Origin of the sequence: Corallincola luteus (assembly GCF_004336975.1) — a bacterium.
Lineage (GTDB): Bacteria > Pseudomonadota > Gammaproteobacteria > Enterobacterales > Neiellaceae > Corallincola > Corallincola holothuriorum.
This window is the reverse complement of the sequence record NZ_SJXE01000001.1, coordinates 564,133-586,308: the sequence shown is the minus strand read 5'-3', so window position 1 is coordinate 586,308 and position 22,176 is coordinate 564,133. Positions and strand designations below refer to the sequence as shown.

At 51.9% G+C, this 22,176-nt stretch carries 20 protein-coding genes; 10 read left to right on the top strand and 10 right to left on the bottom strand.

The genetic code is table 11. The features are described 5' to 3' along the window. Positions 1–51: 51 nt before the first annotated feature. On the bottom strand, positions 52–1,113 hold the full coding sequence (locus EZV61_RS02550) for an OmpA family protein (RefSeq protein WP_165569507.1): 1,062 nt from the start codon (positions 1,111–1,113) through the stop codon (positions 52–54). Between the two features lie 288 nt (positions 1,114–1,401). Here EZV61_RS02550 and EZV61_RS02545 point away from each other — a divergent pair, with 288 nt between their 5' ends. Next, positions 1,402–2,439, top strand: coding sequence for an NADP(H)-dependent aldo-keto reductase (locus tag EZV61_RS02545; RefSeq protein WP_131414226.1), 1,038 nt, complete (start codon positions 1,402–1,404; stop codon positions 2,437–2,439). A 30-nt stretch (positions 2,440–2,469) separates the two neighbouring features. Here EZV61_RS02545 and EZV61_RS02540 read toward each other — a convergent pair whose 3' ends face one another. Further along, positions 2,470–3,090 carry a TetR/AcrR family transcriptional regulator gene (locus EZV61_RS02540; RefSeq protein ID WP_165419302.1) on the bottom strand — a complete coding sequence of 207 codons (621 nt, stop codon included), beginning with the start codon at positions 3,088–3,090 and terminating at the stop codon, positions 2,470–2,472. 135 nt (positions 3,091–3,225) lie between these two features. Between EZV61_RS02540 and EZV61_RS02535 the strand changes: the two genes are divergently transcribed. From EZV61_RS02535 to EZV61_RS02505, 7 genes are all read left to right on the top strand, one after another. Beyond that, complete coding sequence (locus tag EZV61_RS02535) at positions 3,226–4,335, top strand: efflux RND transporter periplasmic adaptor subunit (RefSeq protein WP_131414225.1); 1,110 nt, start codon at positions 3,226–3,228, stop codon at positions 4,333–4,335. Then, entirely contained in the window at positions 4,332–7,421 is a 3,090-nt protein-coding gene (locus EZV61_RS02530; RefSeq protein WP_131414224.1) for an efflux RND transporter permease subunit, read from the top strand. Before EZV61_RS02535 ends, EZV61_RS02530 begins: the two co-directional genes overlap by 4 nt. 45 nt (positions 7,422–7,466) lie before the next feature. Next, positions 7,467–7,781, top strand: a complete 315-nt coding sequence (locus EZV61_RS02525) for a hypothetical protein (protein WP_114337134.1) — start codon at positions 7,467–7,469, stop codon at positions 7,779–7,781. Positions 7,782–8,037: 256 nt separating this feature from the next. Further along, entirely contained in the window at positions 8,038–11,127 is a 3,090-nt protein-coding gene (locus EZV61_RS02520) for an amidohydrolase family protein (protein ID WP_131414223.1), read from the top strand. A gap of 2 nt (positions 11,128–11,129) precedes the next feature. Continuing rightward, on the top strand, positions 11,130–12,443 hold the full coding sequence (locus EZV61_RS02515; protein ID WP_131414222.1) for an amidohydrolase family protein: 1,314 nt from the start codon (positions 11,130–11,132) through the stop codon (positions 12,441–12,443). Positions 12,444–12,519: 76 nt separating this feature from the next. Continuing rightward, on the top strand, positions 12,520–13,764 hold the full coding sequence (gene moeA / locus EZV61_RS02510) for a molybdopterin molybdotransferase MoeA (protein ID WP_131414221.1): 1,245 nt from the start codon (positions 12,520–12,522) through the stop codon (positions 13,762–13,764). 57 nt (positions 13,765–13,821) lie between these two features. Then, a complete protein-coding gene (locus EZV61_RS02505; RefSeq protein ID WP_130566378.1) occupies positions 13,822–14,133 on the top strand; it encodes a hypothetical protein in 312 nt (103 codons plus the stop codon). A 183-nt stretch (positions 14,134–14,316) separates the two neighbouring features. Here EZV61_RS02505 and EZV61_RS02500 read toward each other — a convergent pair whose 3' ends face one another. Then, entirely contained in the window at positions 14,317–14,490 is a 174-nt protein-coding gene (locus EZV61_RS02500; protein ID WP_205695301.1) for a hypothetical protein, read from the bottom strand. A 712-nt stretch (positions 14,491–15,202) separates the two neighbouring features. Here EZV61_RS02500 and EZV61_RS02495 point away from each other — a divergent pair. Beyond that, the gene (locus tag EZV61_RS02495; protein ID WP_205695299.1) at positions 15,203–16,174 is read left to right on the top strand and encodes a hypothetical protein; all 972 of its coding nucleotides are present in this window, start codon (positions 15,203–15,205) and stop codon (positions 16,172–16,174) included. A 32-nt stretch (positions 16,175–16,206) separates the two neighbouring features. On the opposite strand, the gene EZV61_RS02490 is transcribed toward EZV61_RS02495, so the two are convergent. The 3 genes from EZV61_RS02490 to EZV61_RS02480 form a co-directional block, all read right to left on the bottom strand. Then, positions 16,207–16,449 (bottom strand): hypothetical protein, encoded by a 243-nt coding sequence (locus tag EZV61_RS02490; protein WP_131414219.1) that lies wholly within the window; start codon positions 16,447–16,449, stop codon positions 16,207–16,209. A 27-nt stretch (positions 16,450–16,476) separates the two neighbouring features. Then, positions 16,477–16,725 carry a hypothetical protein gene (locus EZV61_RS02485; protein WP_131414218.1) on the bottom strand — a complete coding sequence of 83 codons (249 nt, stop codon included), beginning with the start codon at positions 16,723–16,725 and terminating at the stop codon, positions 16,477–16,479. A 69-nt stretch (positions 16,726–16,794) separates the two neighbouring features. Continuing rightward, a complete protein-coding gene (locus EZV61_RS02480) occupies positions 16,795–17,475 on the bottom strand; it encodes a Rossmann-fold NAD(P)-binding domain-containing protein (RefSeq protein WP_131414217.1) in 681 nt (226 codons plus the stop codon). A 154-nt stretch (positions 17,476–17,629) separates the two neighbouring features. Here EZV61_RS02480 and EZV61_RS02475 point away from each other — a divergent pair, with 154 nt between their 5' ends. Continuing rightward, the gene (locus tag EZV61_RS02475) at positions 17,630–19,105 is read left to right on the top strand and encodes a DUF2867 domain-containing protein (RefSeq protein WP_131414216.1); all 1,476 of its coding nucleotides are present in this window, start codon (positions 17,630–17,632) and stop codon (positions 19,103–19,105) included. On the opposite strand, the gene modC is transcribed toward EZV61_RS02475, so the two are convergent. Genes modC through moaE form a run of 4 tightly spaced genes read right to left on the bottom strand, consistent with a single transcriptional unit; the run spans position 19,059 to position 22,175 of the window. Beyond that, a complete protein-coding gene (gene modC, locus EZV61_RS02470) occupies positions 19,059–20,147 on the bottom strand; it encodes a molybdenum ABC transporter ATP-binding protein (RefSeq protein ID WP_131414215.1) in 1,089 nt (362 codons plus the stop codon). The two genes, EZV61_RS02475 and modC, sit on opposite strands and share 47 nt — an antisense overlap. Then, positions 20,144–20,833 (bottom strand): molybdate ABC transporter permease subunit, encoded by a 690-nt coding sequence (modB, locus tag EZV61_RS02465; RefSeq protein ID WP_114337123.1) that lies wholly within the window; start codon positions 20,831–20,833, stop codon positions 20,144–20,146. The genes modC and modB overlap by 4 nt, the downstream gene beginning before the upstream one ends. After that, positions 20,833–21,693 carry a molybdate ABC transporter substrate-binding protein gene (modA, locus tag EZV61_RS02460; RefSeq protein ID WP_131414214.1) on the bottom strand — a complete coding sequence of 287 codons (861 nt, stop codon included), beginning with the start codon at positions 21,691–21,693 and terminating at the stop codon, positions 20,833–20,835. Before modA ends, modB begins: the two co-directional genes overlap by 1 nt. Further along, complete coding sequence (gene moaE, locus EZV61_RS02455) at positions 21,684–22,175, bottom strand: molybdopterin synthase catalytic subunit MoaE (protein WP_131414213.1); 492 nt, start codon at positions 22,173–22,175, stop codon at positions 21,684–21,686. Before moaE ends, modA begins: the two co-directional genes overlap by 10 nt. Between the last annotated feature and the right edge of the window lies 1 nt (position 22,176).

Sequence of the window (22,176 nt, the reverse complement as noted above, 5' to 3'; positions counted from 1 at the left end):
GGACTCTCCCGTAATCAAAGCGGCCCGAAGGCCGCTATCAACGAGCTATGATTATCGCTCGATCTCTTTCTTCTCAACCACTGTAAGCGTAGCCACAATACGACGATTCGCCGCCGCAGCTTCTCTACTATTTTCTGTACTCAGTGGTTTAGTCTCACCGTAACCGACGGTGCTCACGCGCGATGCAGGCACGGAATAGCGCTCAACCAACTCAGCGGCAACCGCTTTGGCACGTTTTTCTGATAACTGCTGATTATAATCCGCGGCACCGGCACTGGATGTGTGACCTTCAATCGTCACGGTCAACTGCGGATACTGATTCATGAATTCAGCCAACTCTTCTATCTCTGGCAGATATTCATCCTTCACATCGGCTTTGTTGTTGTCGAAGTTCACCAGCAATGTTTTGCTGACCACTTCATCTTTATAGAGGGTGCACCCTCTTTCATCAACGGCGTAACTCGCTGGCGTATCAGCACACTGATCATCGGCATCATAAACGCCATCACCATCGCTGTCTTTAGGTGCAACCACGACTACTGGCTCTGGTTCCGGCTCTGGCTCAGGTGCAACTTCTGGGGCCGCAGTAGGCTCGATCGCTGCCTGTGTCCCGAAGTAGTAAGCCAAGCCAACACCGACGGTAAAGTCAGTGAAGCTCTCATCAATGCCCTGGTGAGCAATCAGTTCTGCCGACATCGCCACGGCATCATTGAAAAATTGGCGTCCACCAATACCTAAATGCACCGCTGTATTGCTGTCATCAAGGTCGATATAGTCAAGACCGGTAATGATGTAATGCTTCTTCTCATTGAAGTAAAACAGTGCGTCGGCGGCGTACCACATGCCATCATCATCTTCACCCGAATCTATATCCATCTCTGCATATTCGGCGCGAGCACGTAAACCGATGCTTTCCCAAGGCTCGATACCGAAAGACAAGCCTCCCAGCAGGCCATTATCGTAGCCACTACCTTGATACTCACGATCGCTGTCCATCTCAGCATAACGCATAGCAACACCAACATTCATTGGCATATTGTTCAGTTCTTCCGCAACGACGCTGGTAGCCAGCAGACATCCAGCAACAACGGTTATTCCCTTATGTAAACGCATAGTCATCTCTCATTAAATTTCACATGTTGTTGGAGTACAGCTCAAAGCTCCAGTAACCACCTCGCTCTATTGGCGAGCGTGATAACATTTTGCATCGTTGTTACAACACAATCCAAACAAATTTAATGTTTTTCAGCATCGTATAGCGGTCAACACGCGACTTCGTATTTTTTTTTGAAAATGCCCATGACACCACGCGCTCATCTGGTAACTTTAAGCAATCACACACTGATCCGATCAGCGAATGGTCACTAAACTGCATAAGCAGCAGGTGACGAAGGAGTATCAATGCGATATCACACCTTGGCTCACACCGATCTCAAAGTCTCTAAGATCTGCTTGGGCACCATGACTTTTGGCGAACAAAATAGTGAGCAACAAGCTCACCAGCAGTTGGATAAAGCATTGGCGATGGGGGTCAACTTCATCGATACCGCAGAGATGTATCCCGTACCGCCCAAACCAGAAACACAGGGGCGCACCGAATCACATATTGGCAGTTGGTTAAAAGCACGCGGCAACCGTCAGCAGGTGGTCTTGGCAACCAAGGTGGCAGGTCCCGGCGGACCTGGTGATTACATCCGTGCCAATCTAAAACTGGACCGCGCCAACATCCGGCAAGCGATAGCCGATAGCTTGCAACGCTTACAAACCGATTATGTCGATCTTTACCAGGTGCACTGGCCAGAGCGTCAAACCAACTTTTTTGGTCAACTTGGCTATGTGCCACAAGCTGACGAAGATGCCACACCGATCCTGGAAACACTGCAGGCCCTTGGCGAACTGGTTGCCGAAGGCAAGGTACGTCATATCGGCATATCCAACGAAACGCCATGGGGTGTGGCACAGTATCTGAAGCTGGCAGAACAACACAATCTACCCAGAACAGTCACGATCCAGAACCCTTACAACCTCCTCAACCGCAGTTTCGAAGTAGGATTAGGTGAATTTGCTCACCGCGAGGGGGTAGAACTACTGGCCTACTCGCCGCTGGCATTTGGGGCATTGTCAGGGAAATATCTGGACGATCACTGGCCAACGGGCGCGAGAATGACGCTGTACAAACGTTTTGCCCGTTATTTTACCGCGAAAGGGATTGAAGCAACTCAGGCCTATGTTGATCTAGCTAAAACGCACGGACTGGATCCCGCACAGATGGCCTTGGCCTACATCAACAGTCGCCCCTTTGTCGCCAGTAATATTATTGGTGCCACTGACCTGGCGCAGCTGCAAGATAACATCAGCAGCATAGAGTTGGTGTTGTCGGAAGAAGTGCTCACGGGTATTGAGCAGATCCATAGTCAAAATCCAAATCCCTGCCCCTAACCGACCCGCCCAGCACTCAGGGATATTGCATTAAGCCTCGTTAACGGAATATCCCTGTATAAACAGGTCGACGCAAGAGGTAAGGTATTGCAGTCGCTCAGCATCGGTTTGTACTGGAGCTAAGCCTAGCTCCACACATATACGATCACGGCTTTGCGCCATCAACAGCAGTTGCACCGCAGCATTCGGCACATGAGCAATCTTCAGAGCCCCCCGCTGGCACATTTTTTCGAGGTAATTGGTCACTTCAGCAATTACCCGCTTCGGTCCTGCCTGAAAAAACAGTTCTCCTAATTGCGGATGAGTCTCCGCCTGCGCCACACAGGTGCGATAAGTTTTTACTGCAGCATCAGACAGAATCAATTCGTTGAAGCGGATCGCCACCAGCAACAGGGTTTCCCGCAAATCCCGTTCAACATTAAATGCTACATCGGTAAGTTCATGGGCAATGCATTTCTGACCAACCGCAGCGACAAACAGCTGCTCCTTATTCTCAAAGTGGCTATAAACCGTTTGTTTCGAGACCCCGGCCAACACGGCTATCTTATCCATGCTGGTATTGGCATAACCCAAGTCAGTAAACAGCGAGATGGCTGCATCTAATATTTGTAAGCGTTTCTGCTCACTTTTACTTCGCCCTTTTACTGCCACCTGCTTACCTCTACCTATCGCTATAGAACAAATTTCTAACCACTAAATAACAAATCAAACTATACAGTCTAGTTTAGTTAACTTAAACTGGACTACATAGTCCAGTTTATACTACTTACTGCAGGAACGTTAGTCATGGGTTCGACGCCACCGCTCATCCTTGCTTTATTGCTCGCTATTAGCGTGCCGACCTTAAATGGCTGCCTCCCCTCTGTTGCCGATGAAACTGCGACATCCTATCGACATAAAGTGCAAGCTTATCCCATCAAGCTTGCGCCGCACTATCAGGTGCCACGCCAGTTTGTCGGCCTCGTCAGCAACAATCAGGAAGCCCGAGTTGGCTTTGAACTGGCAGGCAAGATTGCCTCTATTGAAATGAATGAAGGTGATCGAGTGAAAGCGGGCGATCTACTCGCCCAGCTTGATACCCAACTGTTGAAGATTAATCGCCAAGAACTGCAAGCCCAACTAAACGAGATCGATGCCGAGATGCTGCTGATCGACAGCAACCTGAAACGCGTCGAAGCCTTGGTACCCAAAGGCTATGCTTCAACCCAAAGCTTGGAAGAGTTACATACACAACGCAATGCGCTCGCAGCAAGGCGCACCCGTCTACAGGCCAGCTTATCAGCGAATCAAAGCCGCTTAGACAAAGCGCAACTGCTGGCCCCATTCGATGCCATCGTCAATAAGCGCATGATATCTGAAGGAGAGGTCGTTGCCGCCGGGCTCGCCACGTTCGAGCTGTTACAACAGGGCACACTGGAAGTAAAAGTTGGCGTACCGGTCAGATTGCTGGAACTGCTGGCACAAAAACAACCGACGCTGCGCGTAGGCGAACAAACGTTTACTGCCGCACTACTGACTCAGGGGGGCCAAGTTGATCCTGTGAGTCGCACAGTGCAACTAAGATACGCACTGCCCGCCGACGCCAGCGTGGTTAATGGTCAACTGGCTTACTTACAGTTAAAAGAAACCATCGAGAAGCAGGGGTGCTGGATCCCACTCACTGCGCTTACTGATGGCATCCGCGGCATGTGGAATGTTTATCTACTGGTCACTGATGACCATCAGGTTTACCGCTTAGAAAAACGCGATGTAGCCGTGCTCTATGCCAATGAAACTCACGCTTTTGTCAGTGGCGCAATCACTGATCAGGATCTTATCGTCGCCGCAGGCTTGCATCGTCTGGCACCGGGTCAAAGCGTGGAACTGGCTGCACAGGTCACGGAGACCGCACCATGATCCGCACATTGGTCGAAAATGGTCGCTTAACGGCATTGGCGATCGTGCTTTTAATCGTTGCGGGACTCGGGGCATTGAATCAACTGCCACGCACCGAAGATCCGCGCATCACTAATCGTCACGCCAGTGTCATTACCCACTACCCAGGGGCCAGTGCGGAACGGGTTGAAGCGCTCATCAGCGAGCCGATGGAAAGTAAACTACGCACCCTGCCAGAAATGGATGAGATCACCAGTGTCTCACGTCCCGGCATCTCCATCGTCAAACTAAAGCTCAGGGATGATATCTACCACTCCACTCCTATCTGGAGTCAGGTACGGGACGAGATCGCTGAAGTTGCTTTTTCACTGCCACAAGGCGCCCTCGCGCCACGACTGGATGATGACAAAGGCTATGCGTTCACGACACTGATCGGGCTGACCTGGAAAGGTGAGGGAGAAACTAACCTCGCCATCGTTCAACGCTACGCCCGTGAACTGCAAGATCAGCTGCGCAACCTCCACGGTACCGATTATGTTGAGCTTTACGGCCAACCTCAGGAAGAGATCCTGGTCGAAATAGACCCCCATGCTGCAGCAGCAATGCAATACTCCGCCGCCGAGGTTGCTCAATTAATTGGTGCAGCTGATGCAAAAATATCCGCCGGCGAGCTAGTCAATAGACATAACAAGCTCCAAGTTGAACTCACCGGCGCCCTTGATTCCCTCGAACGGATCCGGCAGATCCCGCTACGCAGCGATCAGCGCGGATTTATTTACCATCTCGGCGATCTGGCCGATATCAGCCGTCAACTGCAATCACCCGATGCCCAGCGGGTACTGCTGGCTGGTGAACGTGGCATTGTTGTCGCGGCACGCATGTTGCCAAATGAGCGGGTAGACCTGTGGAGCCAAGATCTACGGGACAAGTTGGCTCAATTTAAACAGCAGTTACCCGGCAATATCGAACTCACCATGCTGTTCGAGCAGCAGGAATATACCGACTGGCGTTTAGGGGAGTTACTGCTCAATGTACTGGAAGGGTTTGTCATTATCTCTCTGGTACTGTTTTTAACCCTCGGTTTCCGCGCAGCCATGATCGTGGCAACAGCATTGCCGCTGACGGTCATGTTCACCCTCACCTGCATGAACTACATCGGCCTGCCGATCCATCAAATGTCAGTGACAGGCCTGGTCGTAGCATTGGGGATCATGGTCGACAACGCCATCGTCATGGTCGATGCTATCCAACAGCGACGGCAAAAGGGGATGAGCGCACTCGCGGCGGTCAAGGCATCGGTACAACATTTCTGGCTCCCCCTACTCGGTTCCACGCTCACCACCGTTTTGGCATTTAGTCCCATCGTGATGATGCCCGGTCCCGCTGGCGAATTCGTTGGAGGTATCGCCTACAGCGTGATCTTGTCGCTAATTGGCTCCTACATTATCTCCCACACCTTGGTGGCAGGATTAGCCGGACGCTTTATCCGGGCTGGCGAAGAGACTCACCATTGGTGGCAACACGGCTTGGCTTTTCACCGCACCAGCCAGTGGTTTAACCGATCATTGCGCTGGACTCTGCAGCGGCCAGTATTAACCCTGCTGGTGATGACCATACTGCCGTTCAGTGGCTTCTACGCAGCCTCGAAACTGACCGAGCAGTTTTTCCCGCCGTCCGACCGCGATATGTTTCAGGTCGAACTTTATCTGCCAGCCCAAGCGAGTATTGACGCTACCACTCGCGTGGCAGAATCCGTTTCAGCAGCCATCGCAGATGAGCAGGATATCAAGAATTTACACTGGTTCATCGGTGAGAATGCCCCCAGCTTTTACTACAACATGGTGCCGCGACAACAAGGTGCGCAAAACTATGCTCAGGCCATGGTTACCACCACGAATATGGATGCCGCTAACCGATTAATCCCGGCATTACAGCGCAAACTTGATGATCTATTCCCACAGGCGCAGATCCTGGTGCGCAAGCTGGAGCAGGGGCCGCCATTTAACGCTCCGGTAGAGCTCAGGATCTATGGACCCAACCTCGATACGCTGAAAACTCTGGGTGATCAGGCGCGACGCATCATGCTGGAAACTCCGCAAGTGATCCATGCCCGTGCCACCCTGCAGCCTGGCACGCCGAAAGTTTGGTTAAATGTGGATGAAGATAGCAGTCGCTTAAGCGGCCTAACCTTAACGCAGATCGCCAACCAGCTACAAAACGGCCTGACTGGGGCGGTACGCGGCTCAATATTAGAGACCACAGAATCTGTCCCCGTACGAGTACGTGTCAGTGGTGAGCAGCGTAGTAATCTGCATCGTCTGACCGAGCTGCGCCTTAGCTCACCAGAGCACCCCCACCCCATAGCTTTGACTTCCATCGCCACCGCTTCGTTGAAACCCAGCCGTGGTGCCATCCCCCATCGTAACGGCGAGCGGGTTAATATTATCGAAGGCTATCTCCGTGCAGACATTCTGCCGTCGGAAGTACTGAATGCATTTAAGCAGCGTCTGGCAGAGGCCGAACTAGAGCTACCTACAGGCTATCGATTCGAATATGGTGGCGAGTCCGCCAAGCGCAATAAAGCCGTCGGCAACCTGCTCGCTAATGTTGGTTTTCTTGGCATATTACTGGTCACCGTGATCGTCGTGTCGTTCAACTCGTTCCGCATGACCACAGTGATCCTGTTCAGTGCCATCCAAGCCGCAGGACTCGGACTACTGAGTGTCTTCTTGGGTGGTTACCCGTTTGGTTTTACTGTGATCATCGCACTGCTCGGCTTAATGGGCTTAGCGATCAACGCCGCCATTGTCATTTTGGCGGAGTTCAAAGCGGACCCCCAAGCCCTAGCAGGGGATCTGGATGCTATCCGTCATGCGGTCCAAAGCTGCAGCCGACACATCAGCTCCACCACCATCACCACCGTAGGCGGCTTTATGCCACTACTGTTAGCTGGTGGCGGCTTCTGGCCACCATTTGCAGTGGCAATAGCCGGTGGCACTGCATTAACGGCACTACTTAGCTTCTACTTCGTACCTTCGGCGTTTGTACTGTTGCGCCGTATCAAACCCTTTTGTAAAAACAGCGAGGCAGCTACGGCCAACGCCTAATTTTTGTTATCCTGCCGAGCAATAATCATGAGATGGGTATAAGTGATGAGCTATGTAGGCCGAATGTGGCGCGGTGAGCTGCCACTGGCAGTGACTTTTTTCGGTTTTCACCTCGGCGGCTGGGCAACCCTGTTCGCCTTGGGGCATCTGTTATCTCGCACTATGCCCGTGGCGGGCTATGTCTGGGCATCCTTCCTATTGATACCGATCTGGCTGGCGTTCTTTGTCTGGTCGCTCACTGGCTTGTGGCGCGCCGCCGAGCATGTGTCAAAGTGGCCAAAAATGTTTGCCCGAGGCTGGGTCATGGTCGTTGGCCTTACCTTAGTGCAAACCCTTATCCTGCCTATCTTTTTTAAATAGTTTCACGATCGGCGGAGATTATCGCTAGACAAATTTCTCCACAGACTTGCCGACCACGGGCCTGAATGATTAACATGCAGGTCACTAGTTGCGCACAATGTCGCCAAATCCCTGTCTCAACAGGCCGTTTCCGGCGATTGACTGACAAAGCATTCAGCCTGTCAGTCATAAGCTCCATTTCGTGCAGTAACAACGAAATTCCAGAGATAGCTCGGCAACAGAGCTAACCACAAAAATTAGCCAGAGAGAAAGCTGAATGTTCCCAGTTTTGCACCACACTCGTTGTATCGCGTGGCTGTTATGCGGGGTACTGTCTGTACCAGCAGTATTCGCCGACCAAACAACTCCGAATCAGGGGTTGCATGAGAACACGCCGACCCTGTTTGCTTTGGTCAACGCCACGGTGGTGACAGAGCCTGGCAAACGGATCCCGAATGCCACCCTGATACTAGAAGATGGGCGTATTCAACGGGTGATCGAAGATGGTGATGTGCCACCGGGCGCAACCATCATCGATCTTAAAGGCCATTTTATCTATCCGGGATTTATTGACCTCTATACCCAATATGGCGTTGAACCCTATTCAGGTAATGGCCATCACGATGAAGAGCCTATCTACGATGCCCATCGTAAAGGAGGTAATGCCAGCAACGATGCCATCCATAGCCAGATTAGCTGGATAGACAGGTTCGAACCCAATCCAGACAACGCGCAAAGTTGGATCCAAGATGGCTTTACTGCCGTTCAGAGCGCCCGTTTTGACGGCATTCTGCAAGGTCGAGGCATGTTGATCAGTTTGGCTGATGGTTTACCCAATGACCTTGTTTATCGGGCCCAAGCTCAGTACTTTGGCAGTTTTGATAAAGGAACATCGGAGCAGGCTTACCCCACCTCCTTGATGGGCAGCATCTCACTGATCCGCCAAACCCTGACCGATGCGCAGTGGTATACCGCGGCGCATAAACAACAAGGCGCAACCAACCTAGCGATAGAGTACAACGCAGCGCTGGCAGGACTGAGCGAGATCGCAGAGCGTGGCATAGTGTTTAAAACCACCGATGACCTGATGTTATTGCGCGCCGCCGGCCTGTTTAATGAGTTCGACGTGCCGCTCACCGCTTTAGGCAGTCATTACGAGTACGGCCGCCTAAGAGAGATTAAAGCCAGCGGCGTCAATATAGTGCTCCCTCTTAACTTTCCTGATGCTCCGACAGTAGATAGCCTGGATGATGCCGCCGATGTGACATTGGCGAAGTTACGCCATTGGGAGCGCGCTCCTGGTAACCCCGCCGCGCTAGCCAACGCCAAGATCCCATTTGCACTCACCCGTGAAGGTAGCAATGGCAGCTTTTGGCAGAACTTAAAACAGGCGATGGCTCACGGCCTGAAAGCCGATGACGCGCTTGCCGCACTGACGCTGGTGCCAGCACAGCTGGCAGGCGTCAGCGATCAGTTGGGTCGTATCGCGCCCGGTTACCGAGCAGATTTAGTCATCACATCGGGGGATCTATTTGCTGGCGGCGAAATTCGCCAAGTTTGGTTGCAAGGGCAACAGCAACTCTTGGATCCGACTACACCACAACTACTCGCCGGTCAGTACCGCCTTGAGATTGATGGTAAACCGCTCACCCTGAGTTTTGAGTATAGCGATGGCAACCTGCACGGCGAACTGCTGCATGAACAAACGACATTGGCAATCAGTTCACTGAACCTGTTCAGCGATCGCTTACGCTTTAGTGCCGAACTAGAACAGATTGGCTTTCCTGGTGTTAGTCGTTTTGCCCTAGAGCGCCATAAAGAAAAATTGCTCGGCCAGATGATTGACGGGAGCGGCAAGCCCCATGCCCTGCTAGCGATCGCCAGCGGCGGCAAACAGAAGACAGCCGTCAAACCAACGGTTAACGAAGCCAACTATATCGGGCAACTCACCTACCCTAACCGTGCTTTTGGTCTGACACAGGTACCGAGCGTAGAAAAGGTACACATCAAAAATGCCACGATCTGGACCTCGACTGATAAGGGCAATCTTCAGAACAGCGATCTGCTATTCGCCAACGGTGAAATTGAAGAGATCGGCCAAGATCTCGATACACCCAGCGGCTACCTGGTTATTGATGCCCAAGGTAAACACCTAACCGCAGGCATTATTGATGCACACAGTCACTTAGCGATCAGCCACGGCGTCAACGAAGCTTCTGATGCCGTCACCTCCGAAGTGCGGATCGGTGATGTGCTCGATCCAGAAGATCCCAACATCTATCGTGCATTGGCTGGCGGCGTCACCTCTGCTCACCTGTTGCACGGCTCTGCTAACCCCATCGGCGGTCAAGCACAAGTGATCCAGCTACGTTGGGGAGCAACGGCCGAGGCCCTAAAATTCAAAGGAGCACCCGCCAGCATCAAATTTGCTCTAGGCGAAAACGTCAAGCAATCAGGTTGGGGGGATCGCTTTGATATTCGCTATCCACAAACCCGATTAGGGGTAGAAGCGATTATTCGTGACTACTTCCAGACCGCAAAAGAGTATGAAGCCAAACATAAAGCGTATAACGATTTAGGACGTCGAGCGAAGCGCGATACCCTGCCTCCGCGTACCGACTACCGAATGGAAGCACTGGTAGAGATCCTCAATAGTGAACGCTTTATTCATCCTCACTCGTATGTCGCCTCCGAGATGCTTGCACTACTGCAGGTCGCCGATGATTTTGGCTTTACCGTACAAACCTTTACCCACGCCTTAGAGGGCTACAAAGTGGCTGACAGTCTAGCCAAACATGGCGCCACGGCCTCCACGTTTGCCGATTGGTGGGCCTACAAATTTGAGGTTTACGATGCGATCCCGCAAAACGCCTGCTTGATGCAGCAACGCGGCGTCAATGTCAGCATTAATTCCGACAGTGAAGACCTGATCCGTCGCCTGAATCAAGAAGCGGCGAAATCGATGATGTATTGCGATATGAAGCCAGAACAGGCTTGGCAGTTAGTCACTCTTAATCCAGCCATACAGCTGAAAATCGATGATCAAGTCGGCAGCTTAGAAGAAGGTAAACAGGCAGATATCGTCCTTTGGAACCACAACCCAATGTCCAGCTATGCCCGTGCCGAAGTGACCTGGGTAGCCGGTCAGCGCTACTTTGATCGCCAACGGGATAAAGTCATGCGCCAACAACAAGCCAAAGAGAAGCAATTGCTGATTCAAAAAATATTGGCAGGCGACAATGGCCATGCTGAAGATGACAGCGACACCGCGGGTGCCAGCTACAAAATCGATCAGCCAAGCTGGCACTGTGACACCCAGCATGACATCTGGAAACAGACCCATCAGCATCACGTAGGAGGGCACTAATCATGAAGATGACAACGAAAGCCGTTACCCTGATAGCCCTGTTATGCAGCCTCCTGCCCTGGTCTGCATCCAGTCATACCCAGTTACCGGGAGTTCAGCAGCAACAATCACTGTTGATCCAAGATGGCAATATCCATACAGGGGATGGCGAAGTACTCAAAGCCTACGACCTGCTGATTGAAGGCGGCATGATCACAGCGCTGGAGCCACAGATCCCAGCACCCAAAGGTGCTAAAGTGATTAACGCCAACGGCCAATCTATCTACCCCACATTGATCGCCCTGGATACCACCCTCGGCCTACTTGAGATCGACGCAGTACGCGCTAGCGACGATATCGCCGAGGTGGGAAGTATCAACCCCAATGTCACCGGCTATGTGGCGTTTAATGCTGATTCCGAGCTAAATACCACCACCCGCAGTAACGGCATAGGCTATGCCCAGGTCGTACCTCAGCGTGGTTTGCTCAGTGGCGGCTCCAGCTTAATGCAGCTCGATGGCTGGGATAATTTAGACGCATTAGTCATAGACCGAGTCGGTATCCACTTACGCTGGCCCACCATTAAGATCCGTGACCAAGCCCGTTCGTCACAATCGCCAGAAGAGCAGCGGGAAAAATATCAGGAAAAATTAGCGCAGCTACAAACGGCCTTTGATCAAGCGCGCCGCTACTTTAAGAGCTTCCGCGTTGATCAAGTGCAAGCCGTTGACCAGCGCTGGCAAGCGATGACCCAAATCCTCAACGGGGCGCAGCCACTGTTTATCCATGCCGATGACGCACGAGACATCGCACAGGCAATCGCTTTCGCCCAGCGTGAAAAGGTACGCATGGTGCTCGTCGGTGGCGCAGAAGCGGATCAAGTTGCCGTACAACTGCTGCGCTTTAATATTCCGGTGATCTACACCCACAGCGTTGGTCAGCCATTTAAAGAAGACGCCAGCTACGACAGCGCGTATGGCGGCCCGGCACGGCTACAATCTCTTGGCATCAAGTACGCCATTGCTTACCACAACGAAGGCAACTGGGACGTACGTAACCTGCCTTTTGCTGCGGGTCAGGCGGTGGCTTATGGCTTAACCCCAGAGCAAGCACTGCAAGCGGTGACCCTGTCCGCAGCAGAGATACTCGGCGTCGACGATAAACTTGGTTCGCTGCGTCCCGGTAAGCAGGCCAGCCTGATTATCGCCCCCGGCGATATTCTTGATTACAGCGGCCACCCCATTACCACCATGTTGATTGATGGCCGTGAAGTGGATCTGAATAACCGACAGACCCAGCTGTACAACAAATACAAGCAGCGCCCGGCGACGCATTAATCTGCGCCGGGTGCTCCAACCGTTTAAGCGGGCTTAGCAGCCCGCGTTACGCCAGTTAGCCAGAAAGGAACAAGTCATGGGATGTTGTGATGCGCCGGGCTTAATGCCCGTGGAACAAGCACTGACAGAGATGGCTGCGAATGTTACCAATGTCAGTGAAACCGAGTTCTGCGAACTGGAGCAAGCCTTTGATCGCATACTTGCCGAAGCCGTCGCCTCCCCTCTGGATATTCCACCATTCGACAACTCAGCCATGGACGGTTACGCCTTTCGTTTTGCCGACTGGTCAGCGGATACCCCCATGCCAGTCGTGGGTACCGCTCTTGCTGGCCAACCGTTTGCCGGCGACATTCCCGCTGGCGGCTGTGTGCGGATCATGACGGGTGCACTGCTGCCCGCCGGGCTCGACACTGTGGTGATGCAGGAGAACGCCGAACTCACCGAAACAGACGATAGTAAGTACGCCCGCTTTGCCAAGGTCAAAGCCAATAGCAATGTCCGTTACCGCGGTGAAGATGTCAGCACCGGCGATACCGTCATAACGCCGGGCTGTCGCCTGTCACCCAGGCACATTGGCCAACTCGCCTGCCTCGGCATTGCGCAAGTAAAGGTCTACCGCAAACTCAAAGTGGCCATCTTCTCGACCGGCGATGAGCTAAAACAGCCTGGCGAAACCCTCGGCAAAGGTGAGATTTACGATTCGAACCGCATCGCCGTCAAAGCCATGCTGCAGCGCCTGCCTGTCGACATACTCGATTTAGGCGTGGTACCCGATGACGAAGCCAAACTACGCAGTGTATTTCAACAAGCAGATAGCGAAGCTGACGTGGTCATTTCCAGCGGTGGCGTCTCAGTTGGTGACGCCGACTACACCAAACTGTTACTAGAACAGCTGGGTCAGGTTGGCTTTTGGAAACTGGCCATCAAACCAGGCAAACCTTTTGCCTTTGGTACCCTGCCAAATAGTCGGTTTTTCGGTTTACCAGGAAATCCCGTCTCTGCCGTGGTCACCTGTGATCAACTGGTCATGCCCACGCTACAGAAAATGATGGGCTGGCAGGCAGAGCCCGCCATCAAATACCCCGCAAAACTGACCTCTGGCCTGCGCAAGCGCCCCGGTCGCAAGGATTATCAGCGCGGTGAAGCAGCCCTTGATAGCGATACCGGCCAATGGCAAGTAGTTACCACTGGCGCCCAAGGTTCAGCGATCTTTAGCTCCATGGTCTCGGCCAACGGCTATGTCCCTTTGCCTGCTGCGAGCGGCAATCAGGCTGAAGGGGATGAAGTGTGGTTTGAACCATTCGCGGAGTGGTTGCGCTAGGAAAGAACGCTCTCCTGCCAAGAACACTATTCATCCACAATCTATCGGGCAAAACTTATGGAAGAGTTAGTCGTCGCCATCGGCGCATTTATGCTTGAGCTGTGTATCTTCAGCATCATGGCCGTCAGGCGGCCATTTCAATTCCTGATATCTGGTCATTACCGACAGCAAATGAAAAACAAATGGGCAGGTCGTTCTCGTATCCGGCTTTACTTGCATCTGTTTAGTGGTGTGTTGCTGCTAACCGCACTGCTTATTGCTGCCGGTTGGTGGTTATACACAGCAGCGCCTCAGCCCAGCACAACGGATAAACTCCAACAGATAGTGACCGAAACCCTCATTGAAACAATTAAAGTCCCGCACCAATAACTCACCGCATCATATCCAGGAAAATGCGTTGGTCATGAAGAAGCCATGAACATGGGCGAGATGAACGCCCCACACGTTGAAAAACAGAGGGGCTAGCAGGTCAATGACAGCATGGGGGTAGTCATTGATATAGATACGGCAATAGCTTCAAGTAACAGATAAACATAACCGATACGGGCCAGCTCAACACTTGCTCGCAGTTTTCTCGCTCAGCTGAAAAGAAACTATCAGAGATTGGATCACGTCGTCATCCCCTTCAATCTCCCACTCAAACCAGTTGCTCCATTCAAAATGCAGCGTTTGCTTACCTTTTTTTAAGGTATAGCTATCAAAATCGATACCTTTATCAAAAGCCAACCAATTGTACTGCTTGGCTATTTTCCAACCCACTTTACGCAGGGCGGCCAGAATATCGTTACCCGGATCGGTGGCAATGTTTTTTATTTACACGTTAATTGTTTCAGCCCTTTAAGATTTCCGTGATAGAAAAAACAACGAACAACGCATTGATCGTGCTCTGAACTCCCTTTTTAGCACTCCTGGTTTTATCCCTCCACTTATCCGCGGTCGGAAAATCCGAATAAAAAACAATTCTATATCTCCGTCCAGCACCTACTCGCGTATCGCATGACAAAACCAAGTCAACATTCTTGTTATATAAATGTGACAAAAATCTTTTGTTCTCAGCTAAAAGCTTGTAACCTACGCGGCCGCACTAAATCAGTGCAAAGAAATATAAAGTAAAACCAATGACGACTCTTGAGTCGCAGATACAAATATTTGCCGACACACTGACTAGTTGAATAAAACGCAGCACTTATAGTTAAAGGACTAACCCAAGATGACAATCCGGATAATTCCCTCTCCAAACAAAACCAACGAAACTCAGACAATCAGATCATGCAATTTGCAGAGGGTCACTAACAGCCATGTCGATAGCGAAAAAGAGTTATGGTTTAGTTTAGACAAATCAGTAGAGGCACCAAAAGTTGAAGACTGTGACGCCTACTTGTTAGCAACCATCATGGACGCGATGCAAGAGGGCCGAGATCTGGAAGTGCAAGGCAGTGTGTCAAAGCAACTGTTGAGTAATCTGACAGAATTCCAAGCTGTTTGGTGTAAATGGCTGCCAAACGTATACAGTCAAGTGAACATCCATGTCGATACGATTAGAGAAGAAGAACACCCAAAGAATGGTGCCATTTGTGCGTTTTCTGGTGGTGTTGATGCCACCTTTTCAGTCTGGATGCACAAGCAATCAAAATTTGGCTACCGTTCACAAAATATTAAGCTGTGCTCAATCGTTCACGGTTTTGATATCCCTCTAAAAGATAAGGTAGCCTTCAATAACACCGTTAAGCGATCTGAAGAAACGCTGGCCGATCTCGGGCTTGAAATAAAACCGATCAGAACCAATTACCGAGAAATAACCAAGGTATCGTGGGAGCACGCCTTCTCATCTGCGCTTGTCGCGACTCTCAGCAACTATAAAAGTCTCGCTGGCACATGCATCGTTGGTAGCAGCGAGCCCTACGACTCCTTAGTGATACCTTGGGGCTCCTCTCCAATTACAGATCATTTACTCGGCTCTGGCGACTTTATCGTCATGCATGACGGTGCTAGCCACAGTCGAACCGAAAAAGTTAAAGAGATCTCATCATGGCCACTTGGACTCAGCAATCTAAGGGTCTGTTGGGAAGGCGATATAAGAGATAGAAACTGTGGTAAGTGTGAAAAATGCCTTCGCACTCAGCTTAATTTTCTTGCAGTGAATGCCCCTATCCCCACCAGCTTCGAGCCGATAGATATCATTGCTGCAATGAAGAAAATCGAACTAAAAAATAACGTTATTAGAGCCGAATGGCGTCAAACACGTCAGTATGCAAAAGAGCATGGAATTGATGACGACTGGGTAAAACAGATCCCCAAAGTGATAAAGCGAAAGCCACTAATAGAAAAACTACTCCCTCAAGAGAGCAGACGCAGAAAGTCATTAAAAAAAGTAAAAAACAAGGTCAAGAGCAAATTAAAATCAAGCTAATCGGATCGCCAGACCTTTCAAAATCAAGGTAACTAATGCTCCCTCGTGCCGGGAAAATTAGCTACCTTGCCATGATCCAGCTCTAGATGAAACGAATCCAGAACGGTCAATGTCAGGAGGATCTCCACTGACGTATTATCAGGGGGCGAATTCCGCCACAGAGCTTTTTCCACCAGCAACAACAAAGGCGTACCAGGCTTGTCTAACCAGCCCAAGGAGACTTCGGCCAGCGAGTGAGTAACCGATGGAAACACTGAGTTAATGGCAGGAACCAATAAATTCCTCTAGTTCGGTTAAGTGTATTAGCTCCGAAGCTGATGATTGGCGATTAGTGACTCTATCAGCTCATCGTCACCTTCGATCTCCCACTCAAACCAGTTGCTCCATTCAAAATGCAGCGTTTGCTTACCTTTTTTTAAGGTATAGCTATCGAAATCGATACCTTTATCAAAAGCTAACCGATTGTACTGCTTAGCGATTTTCCAACCCGCTTTACGCAGTCCGGCGAGAATTTCGTTGCCCCGTTCGGTCTCGATATTTTCTATTTTCACGTTAATGGATTCCAACCTTATGGATTAACGTCACTTGACGTTAAGTCTGTAAACTACTCTACCAGCCATTCAGTTATCCCAACAACCAGCTAGCATATCCGCCGTGCGAAACCGCTTTACACCGCTAAAATCTGGCTGCAGTACTTGCTGCGTTATGCTGGCGGCGACTTGCTTACCGGCTACGGGCGCAAACGGTGAGCGAATACCGCCGCTGAGTTTTGCCGCCAGCGACAATAGAGGCGTACCGAGCTTCTCTGACCAGCGCAGGGCGGGTCGGCCGGTTAGCGGGCCAGGTTGAAAGATCCCTAAACGATCGAAATTTAGTGCGACAAGCGCTTGTTCTGCTTGCCCTTTGCAACGTAGATAGGGAGAGAGCGATGTCGCTGAGGCCAGCGTCGACGACACCAGCAGGCAGTTTTCTATGCCGGCTTCACGAGCGAGTGTCGCTATTTTTACGGTGTAACCCAGATCCACCTGCTGATAGCTGCCAGCATGGCCACTATGAGTCCCCAAACAGAGTAGCAACCAGTCGATACTCGACAGCTTTTTATCCGCGTTAAATAAGTTGGCCGGGATCTGGTTGAAATCGATCACTGGCCGCTGCAAACGATCATTCTCAGCCAAACTTAGATTGTGACTAAGCTTTTGTCTTTGCGGGCAAATAAGTGCTGCTATACGGCTATCAGCCAGCAGGTTAGCCGCCAGCTGGCCACCAATAAAGCCGCTGGCTCCAAATAGCAAAATACGCACTAGACTCTCCCTTAAGATAAGCTTTTTCCGACCAATCAAGTTGTTGGCACCCGTAACCTCTATGCTAGTCTCTGTAGAGGTGAGCCACCAGCCGCGACATGAGTCAGCATGCCATAGGACGATAGCCGGTTAACCAGCCAGATCAGGGTAAGTAATGGAAAACAACTCTTCTACACTGCAAGCGATGAATATTCTGGTGGTCGGCGCCAGTGGTTATGTTGGCCGTCATCTGGTACCCAAGCTACTGCAACAAGGCCATAAGGTACGCGTAAGCGCTCGCCGCGTCACCGAGCTGGTGGCACTGTTTGATCAACAGCCTGTCGATATCTGTCCCATGGATCTGTTACAACCCACCACGGTAACCGAAGCGTGTCGGGATATAGATATCGCTTTCTATCTGGTGCATTCGATGCAGGCGGGCGATGACTTTGCCGAACGCGACCGTCGTGCCGCCCATGTCTTTGGTCGCGAGGCCTCCCGCGCGGGTATTAAACAGATCGTCTACCTTGGCGCCCTCGCCCCTGAAGATACGCATTCGCTACACCTGCGCTCCCGTGCCGAAACCGGCGAAGCGCTGCGGGAAGGTGGCGTGCCCGTCACCGAGCTACGCGCCCCTATTATTGTTGGTGCGGGGTCGGTGCCGTTTGAAGCGATCCGCGACATGGTGAACCACCTACCAGGCATGCTGTTACCGACGGCCGTAAAAAACAAAAGCGCCCCTATCGCATTGGATAATTTACTTTTTTATCTGGTTGGTGTGATGGCCTGCCGTGAAGCCTATCAACAGATCTACGACGTTGCCGGGCCAGATACCATCAGCTACCTGCAGCAGATAGAGAAGTACGCGGCCGTTACCGAACAACGCTTTAAACCGCTGCCCTTTTTTCTGATCTCTATTGCCATGGTGCGCTTTGGCATGCCGCTGTTTAGCTCCGCGCCTAAAGGGGTGATAAAAGCGCTGTTAGGTGGCCTTAAGCACGACATACTCGCGGACGATAAGGCGATCCGGACGCTGCTACCCCAGCCGCTGCTCAGCTATGAGCAAGCCGTTGAAAAGGCGCTTGCAGATGAACAAAGCTGGCCGGCACCACTGACTTGGTTTCAGGGCAATATGGCGTTTCGGGAAGGCTGGCGCAATGCCGCCTTTTATGGCGACTGTTTGGTACTCAGCCATGAATCCGCTATGCCCGCTAAACCGATCTGGCAGGTACTGAGCAAAATAGGCGGCAAGCAACGCTTCTTCTTTATGAACTGGGTATGGGCGATCCGTGAATGGATCGATTTTTGTGTTGGCGGCCCCGGTCGGGATCTGGGGCGAGATACCGCAAACAAATTTGTCGTCGGCGAACGGGTAGACTCCTGGAATATTCTGCGGGTAAACGAGGAAAAATCTGTGCTGCTGGGCTTTGGCATGAAGGGCCCCGGCTCAGGCAATCTGGAGTTTCGCTTAGAGCCACTGCCTGACGGTGGCACCCGCATCACGATGCTCGCGTATTGGCACCCGGCGGGGTTCTGGGGGCAACTCTATTGGTACTCAATGATGCGCCCACACACATTCCTGTTCTGGGGCATGTTGCGTCGGATCAGCGCGCTGGCAGTGAAGCAACATCTGCGCTCGTCACCAGACTGACCGCTTTCACATAAGCGTAGATCGGATCGCCAAGTTTGATCTTTAACTCCTCGGCGGATCGTTCGGTGATCCTAGCCAGCAATTTCTGTTCGGCCAATTGCAGCCGCACCAACACCTGACTTTCTGCCGTACTATGTATGCCTATCACGGTGACCGAGAACCCATTGCGTAGGCTAGTGCCCTGCAATGTATCGCGGGAAAGAATAATATCCCGGCACATCAGGCGTAACGGCAGAGTTTCACCCGCAGCAGTGACCACCGCTTTGTCTGCGGGGATCTCTAATGGTTGGCCATCGACCATCAGATGCTGAGTATGATGCACAGGATCGTACTCCATCATCTGCGCCAGCAGCAGTGACGCCGCACTATCACGGTGGGAGATCTGTAGATCCGGACGAGAAAATAGCTCCGATGGTGAGCCTTGTGCCCGTAAGCAACCCTCATCCATCAACAAGATATTATCACACAGCGCACCCAGCTCCTGCTCTGAATGACTGACTAATAAAATCGGCAGCCGCGCTGATAACTGTTTCAGGTAGTGACCGATCACGCGCCGGTGGACTTGGTCAACCGCCGACAGTGGCTCATCGAGTAATAGCCAGCGGGGATTCACCAACAGTGCCCGCGCTAACGCCACCCGTTGACGCTCGCCACCGGAAAGCTCAGTCACCGGTTTATCTAGCAGTGGTTCCAGCATCAACACGTCAAGCAACTCTGCTTTTTCCACCACCGCACGATTGGCGAACGGTTTAGCCAGCGCCAAATTGCCCGCCACAGTCAAATGAGAGAACAACGCACTTTCCTGTGGTACATAACCGACCTGCCGCGCTTCCACCCGCAGCGAGCCGCTCAGCCCTTGCCAAACCGCGCCAAAGGCTTCAATAGTGCCCTCTTTTTCAATCAGTCCGGCCAGCCACCGCAGCAGCGTTGTCTTACCCGCACCTGAACGACCAAACACACCACACAAGCCGCTTTCGGCCAGCTGGACTTCTTTCAGGCCCGAAGCTTCAGTCGTTTGATTTATATAACTAAAACTAATCATCTTGGCGCCTTATTACCAGCACGAAGCCAGCTATAAGTGAGACTCAGGGCCAGCAAAGAAAACAGCAGAAGGCCACCAGCCAAACGATGAGCGGCTGCATAATCGAGCGCTTCAACATGGTCAAACAAGACAATAGAAAGTACCTGCGTGGCACCGGGAATATTACCGCCAATCATCAGTACCACGCCGAACTCGCCCACCGTATGAGAGAACCCCAGCACACCCGCAGCACCGGTGGCACGTTTGGTTTGCGGCAAGATGATTTTAAAGAACCGTCGCAACGGCGACATACCCAAGGTGCGCGCCACCTCTAACTGACGTTGATCAATCGCCTGATAAGCCGCTTGCAGTGGCTGCACAATAAACGGCAGGCTATACAGCATGGAGCCGATCACCAAGGCAGAAAAACTGAACGCCAATGGCGTACCAAACAACGCCTGCCAGTAGCTGCCAACAGGCCCTTGCGGGGCAAAAGCGACCAACAGATAAAAACCTAAAACGGTGGGAGGCAAGATCAGTGGTAAAGCCACAATCGCTTCTATCAATGGTCGATGCCAGCGCCGTGTATGAGCTAACCACCATGCCAACGGCGGACACAGAACAAGTAGCAACAGCGTGGTGACAGCTGACAGCTTAACGGTCAACCAAAGGGCCGCGATGTCTTGTGCTGAGAAGCCGAAATCCATTAATCCGCCCCGCGATGCAAAGCAGTAGAGGCAAAACTCGCGGCAGGATAAAAGCCATGTTCAGCAAGTACGTTTTGCCCTGCCCCCAACAAGTGCTGCAAAAACTGTCGCGCTAATTGGGCTTTGCCGTTTTTAATCACGACCGCCTGATGCGCCAAGGGGGGATACAGCTCTTGAGGAATAACCAAGTAGTCATGCTCAACACCGCCCTGCAGTAACAGGGACTGCGGCAATAAGCCCGCAGCGATATTGCCGCTAGCGACAAACTGATAGGCCTGCGATGCCCCGGCGCCACGCACCAGCCTTTTCTGCATGCTAGTCCACAGACCTTGCCCCTGTAGCAACGCTTTTGCCGCTTCACCGTAAGGCGCCGTGCGCGGATTAGCGATTGATAAGCGGGACACGTCGTTAAGTTGCTTTAAGCGGGGCTCTCCCCCTTTGTGGCTACCACCGGGCGGCCACCAAAACACCAGAATGCCGCGCGCATAGGTCAAACGACTGTCTGCATAAGCCAGCCCCCTATCCACCAGCAGCGCTGGCCGAGCACTATCGGCAGACAAAAATAGGTCAAACGGCGCACCGTGCAGGATCTGGTTTGCCAACACACCACTGGAAGCAGAAGCTAACTGGATCTGAACATTGTGTCGTTGTGAAAACTCTGCCGCGATTAACTCTGCGACGGGACGAAAGCTGTTCGCGACAGCAATGATCAGGGTACGAGAAGCGCCAGTAGAATTAGCCGCTCCGCCTTGGGGCGTAGGATCGGCATGTACTGAAGTAAACAGGCTTGAAAGCAGAAACAGCGCCAAAATGCGGCAGAAAACACTCACGGGAAATAGTCGAGAAACGCTTAACTCCATCGTTTACTCGCCTCCTGATCACTTTGCCGCGCATCTACCCAGCTAGTTTTACCGTCAGCAGTCTCTCTCTTCCAGAACGGCGCTTCGGTTTTCAGAAAGTCCATGATGAACTGAGCTGCCGAGAACGCAGCATCACGATGGGCACTGGCGACCCCCACAAACACGATCTGTGCGTTCAATGGCAGTGCACCAATGCGATGGATCACCGTCACAGGCCCCAGCGGCCAGCGCGAACGGGCGCGTTCGACGATATCAGCCAACGCTTTTTCGGTCATGCCTGGATAGTGCTCCAAGAACAGCTCGGTCACTTTCGGCGCATCCTGCTCACTTAACTTGGCAAACTCACGCACTAAGCCAGAAAAAGTCACCACGGCACCGCAACTGGCACTTGCCGCTAACCGCTGATACTCAGCAGCCATGTCAAAGTCATCATGCTGAACAGAGATATAGGTCTCTGCATTGATTGGTGCCGGCTCAGTCATG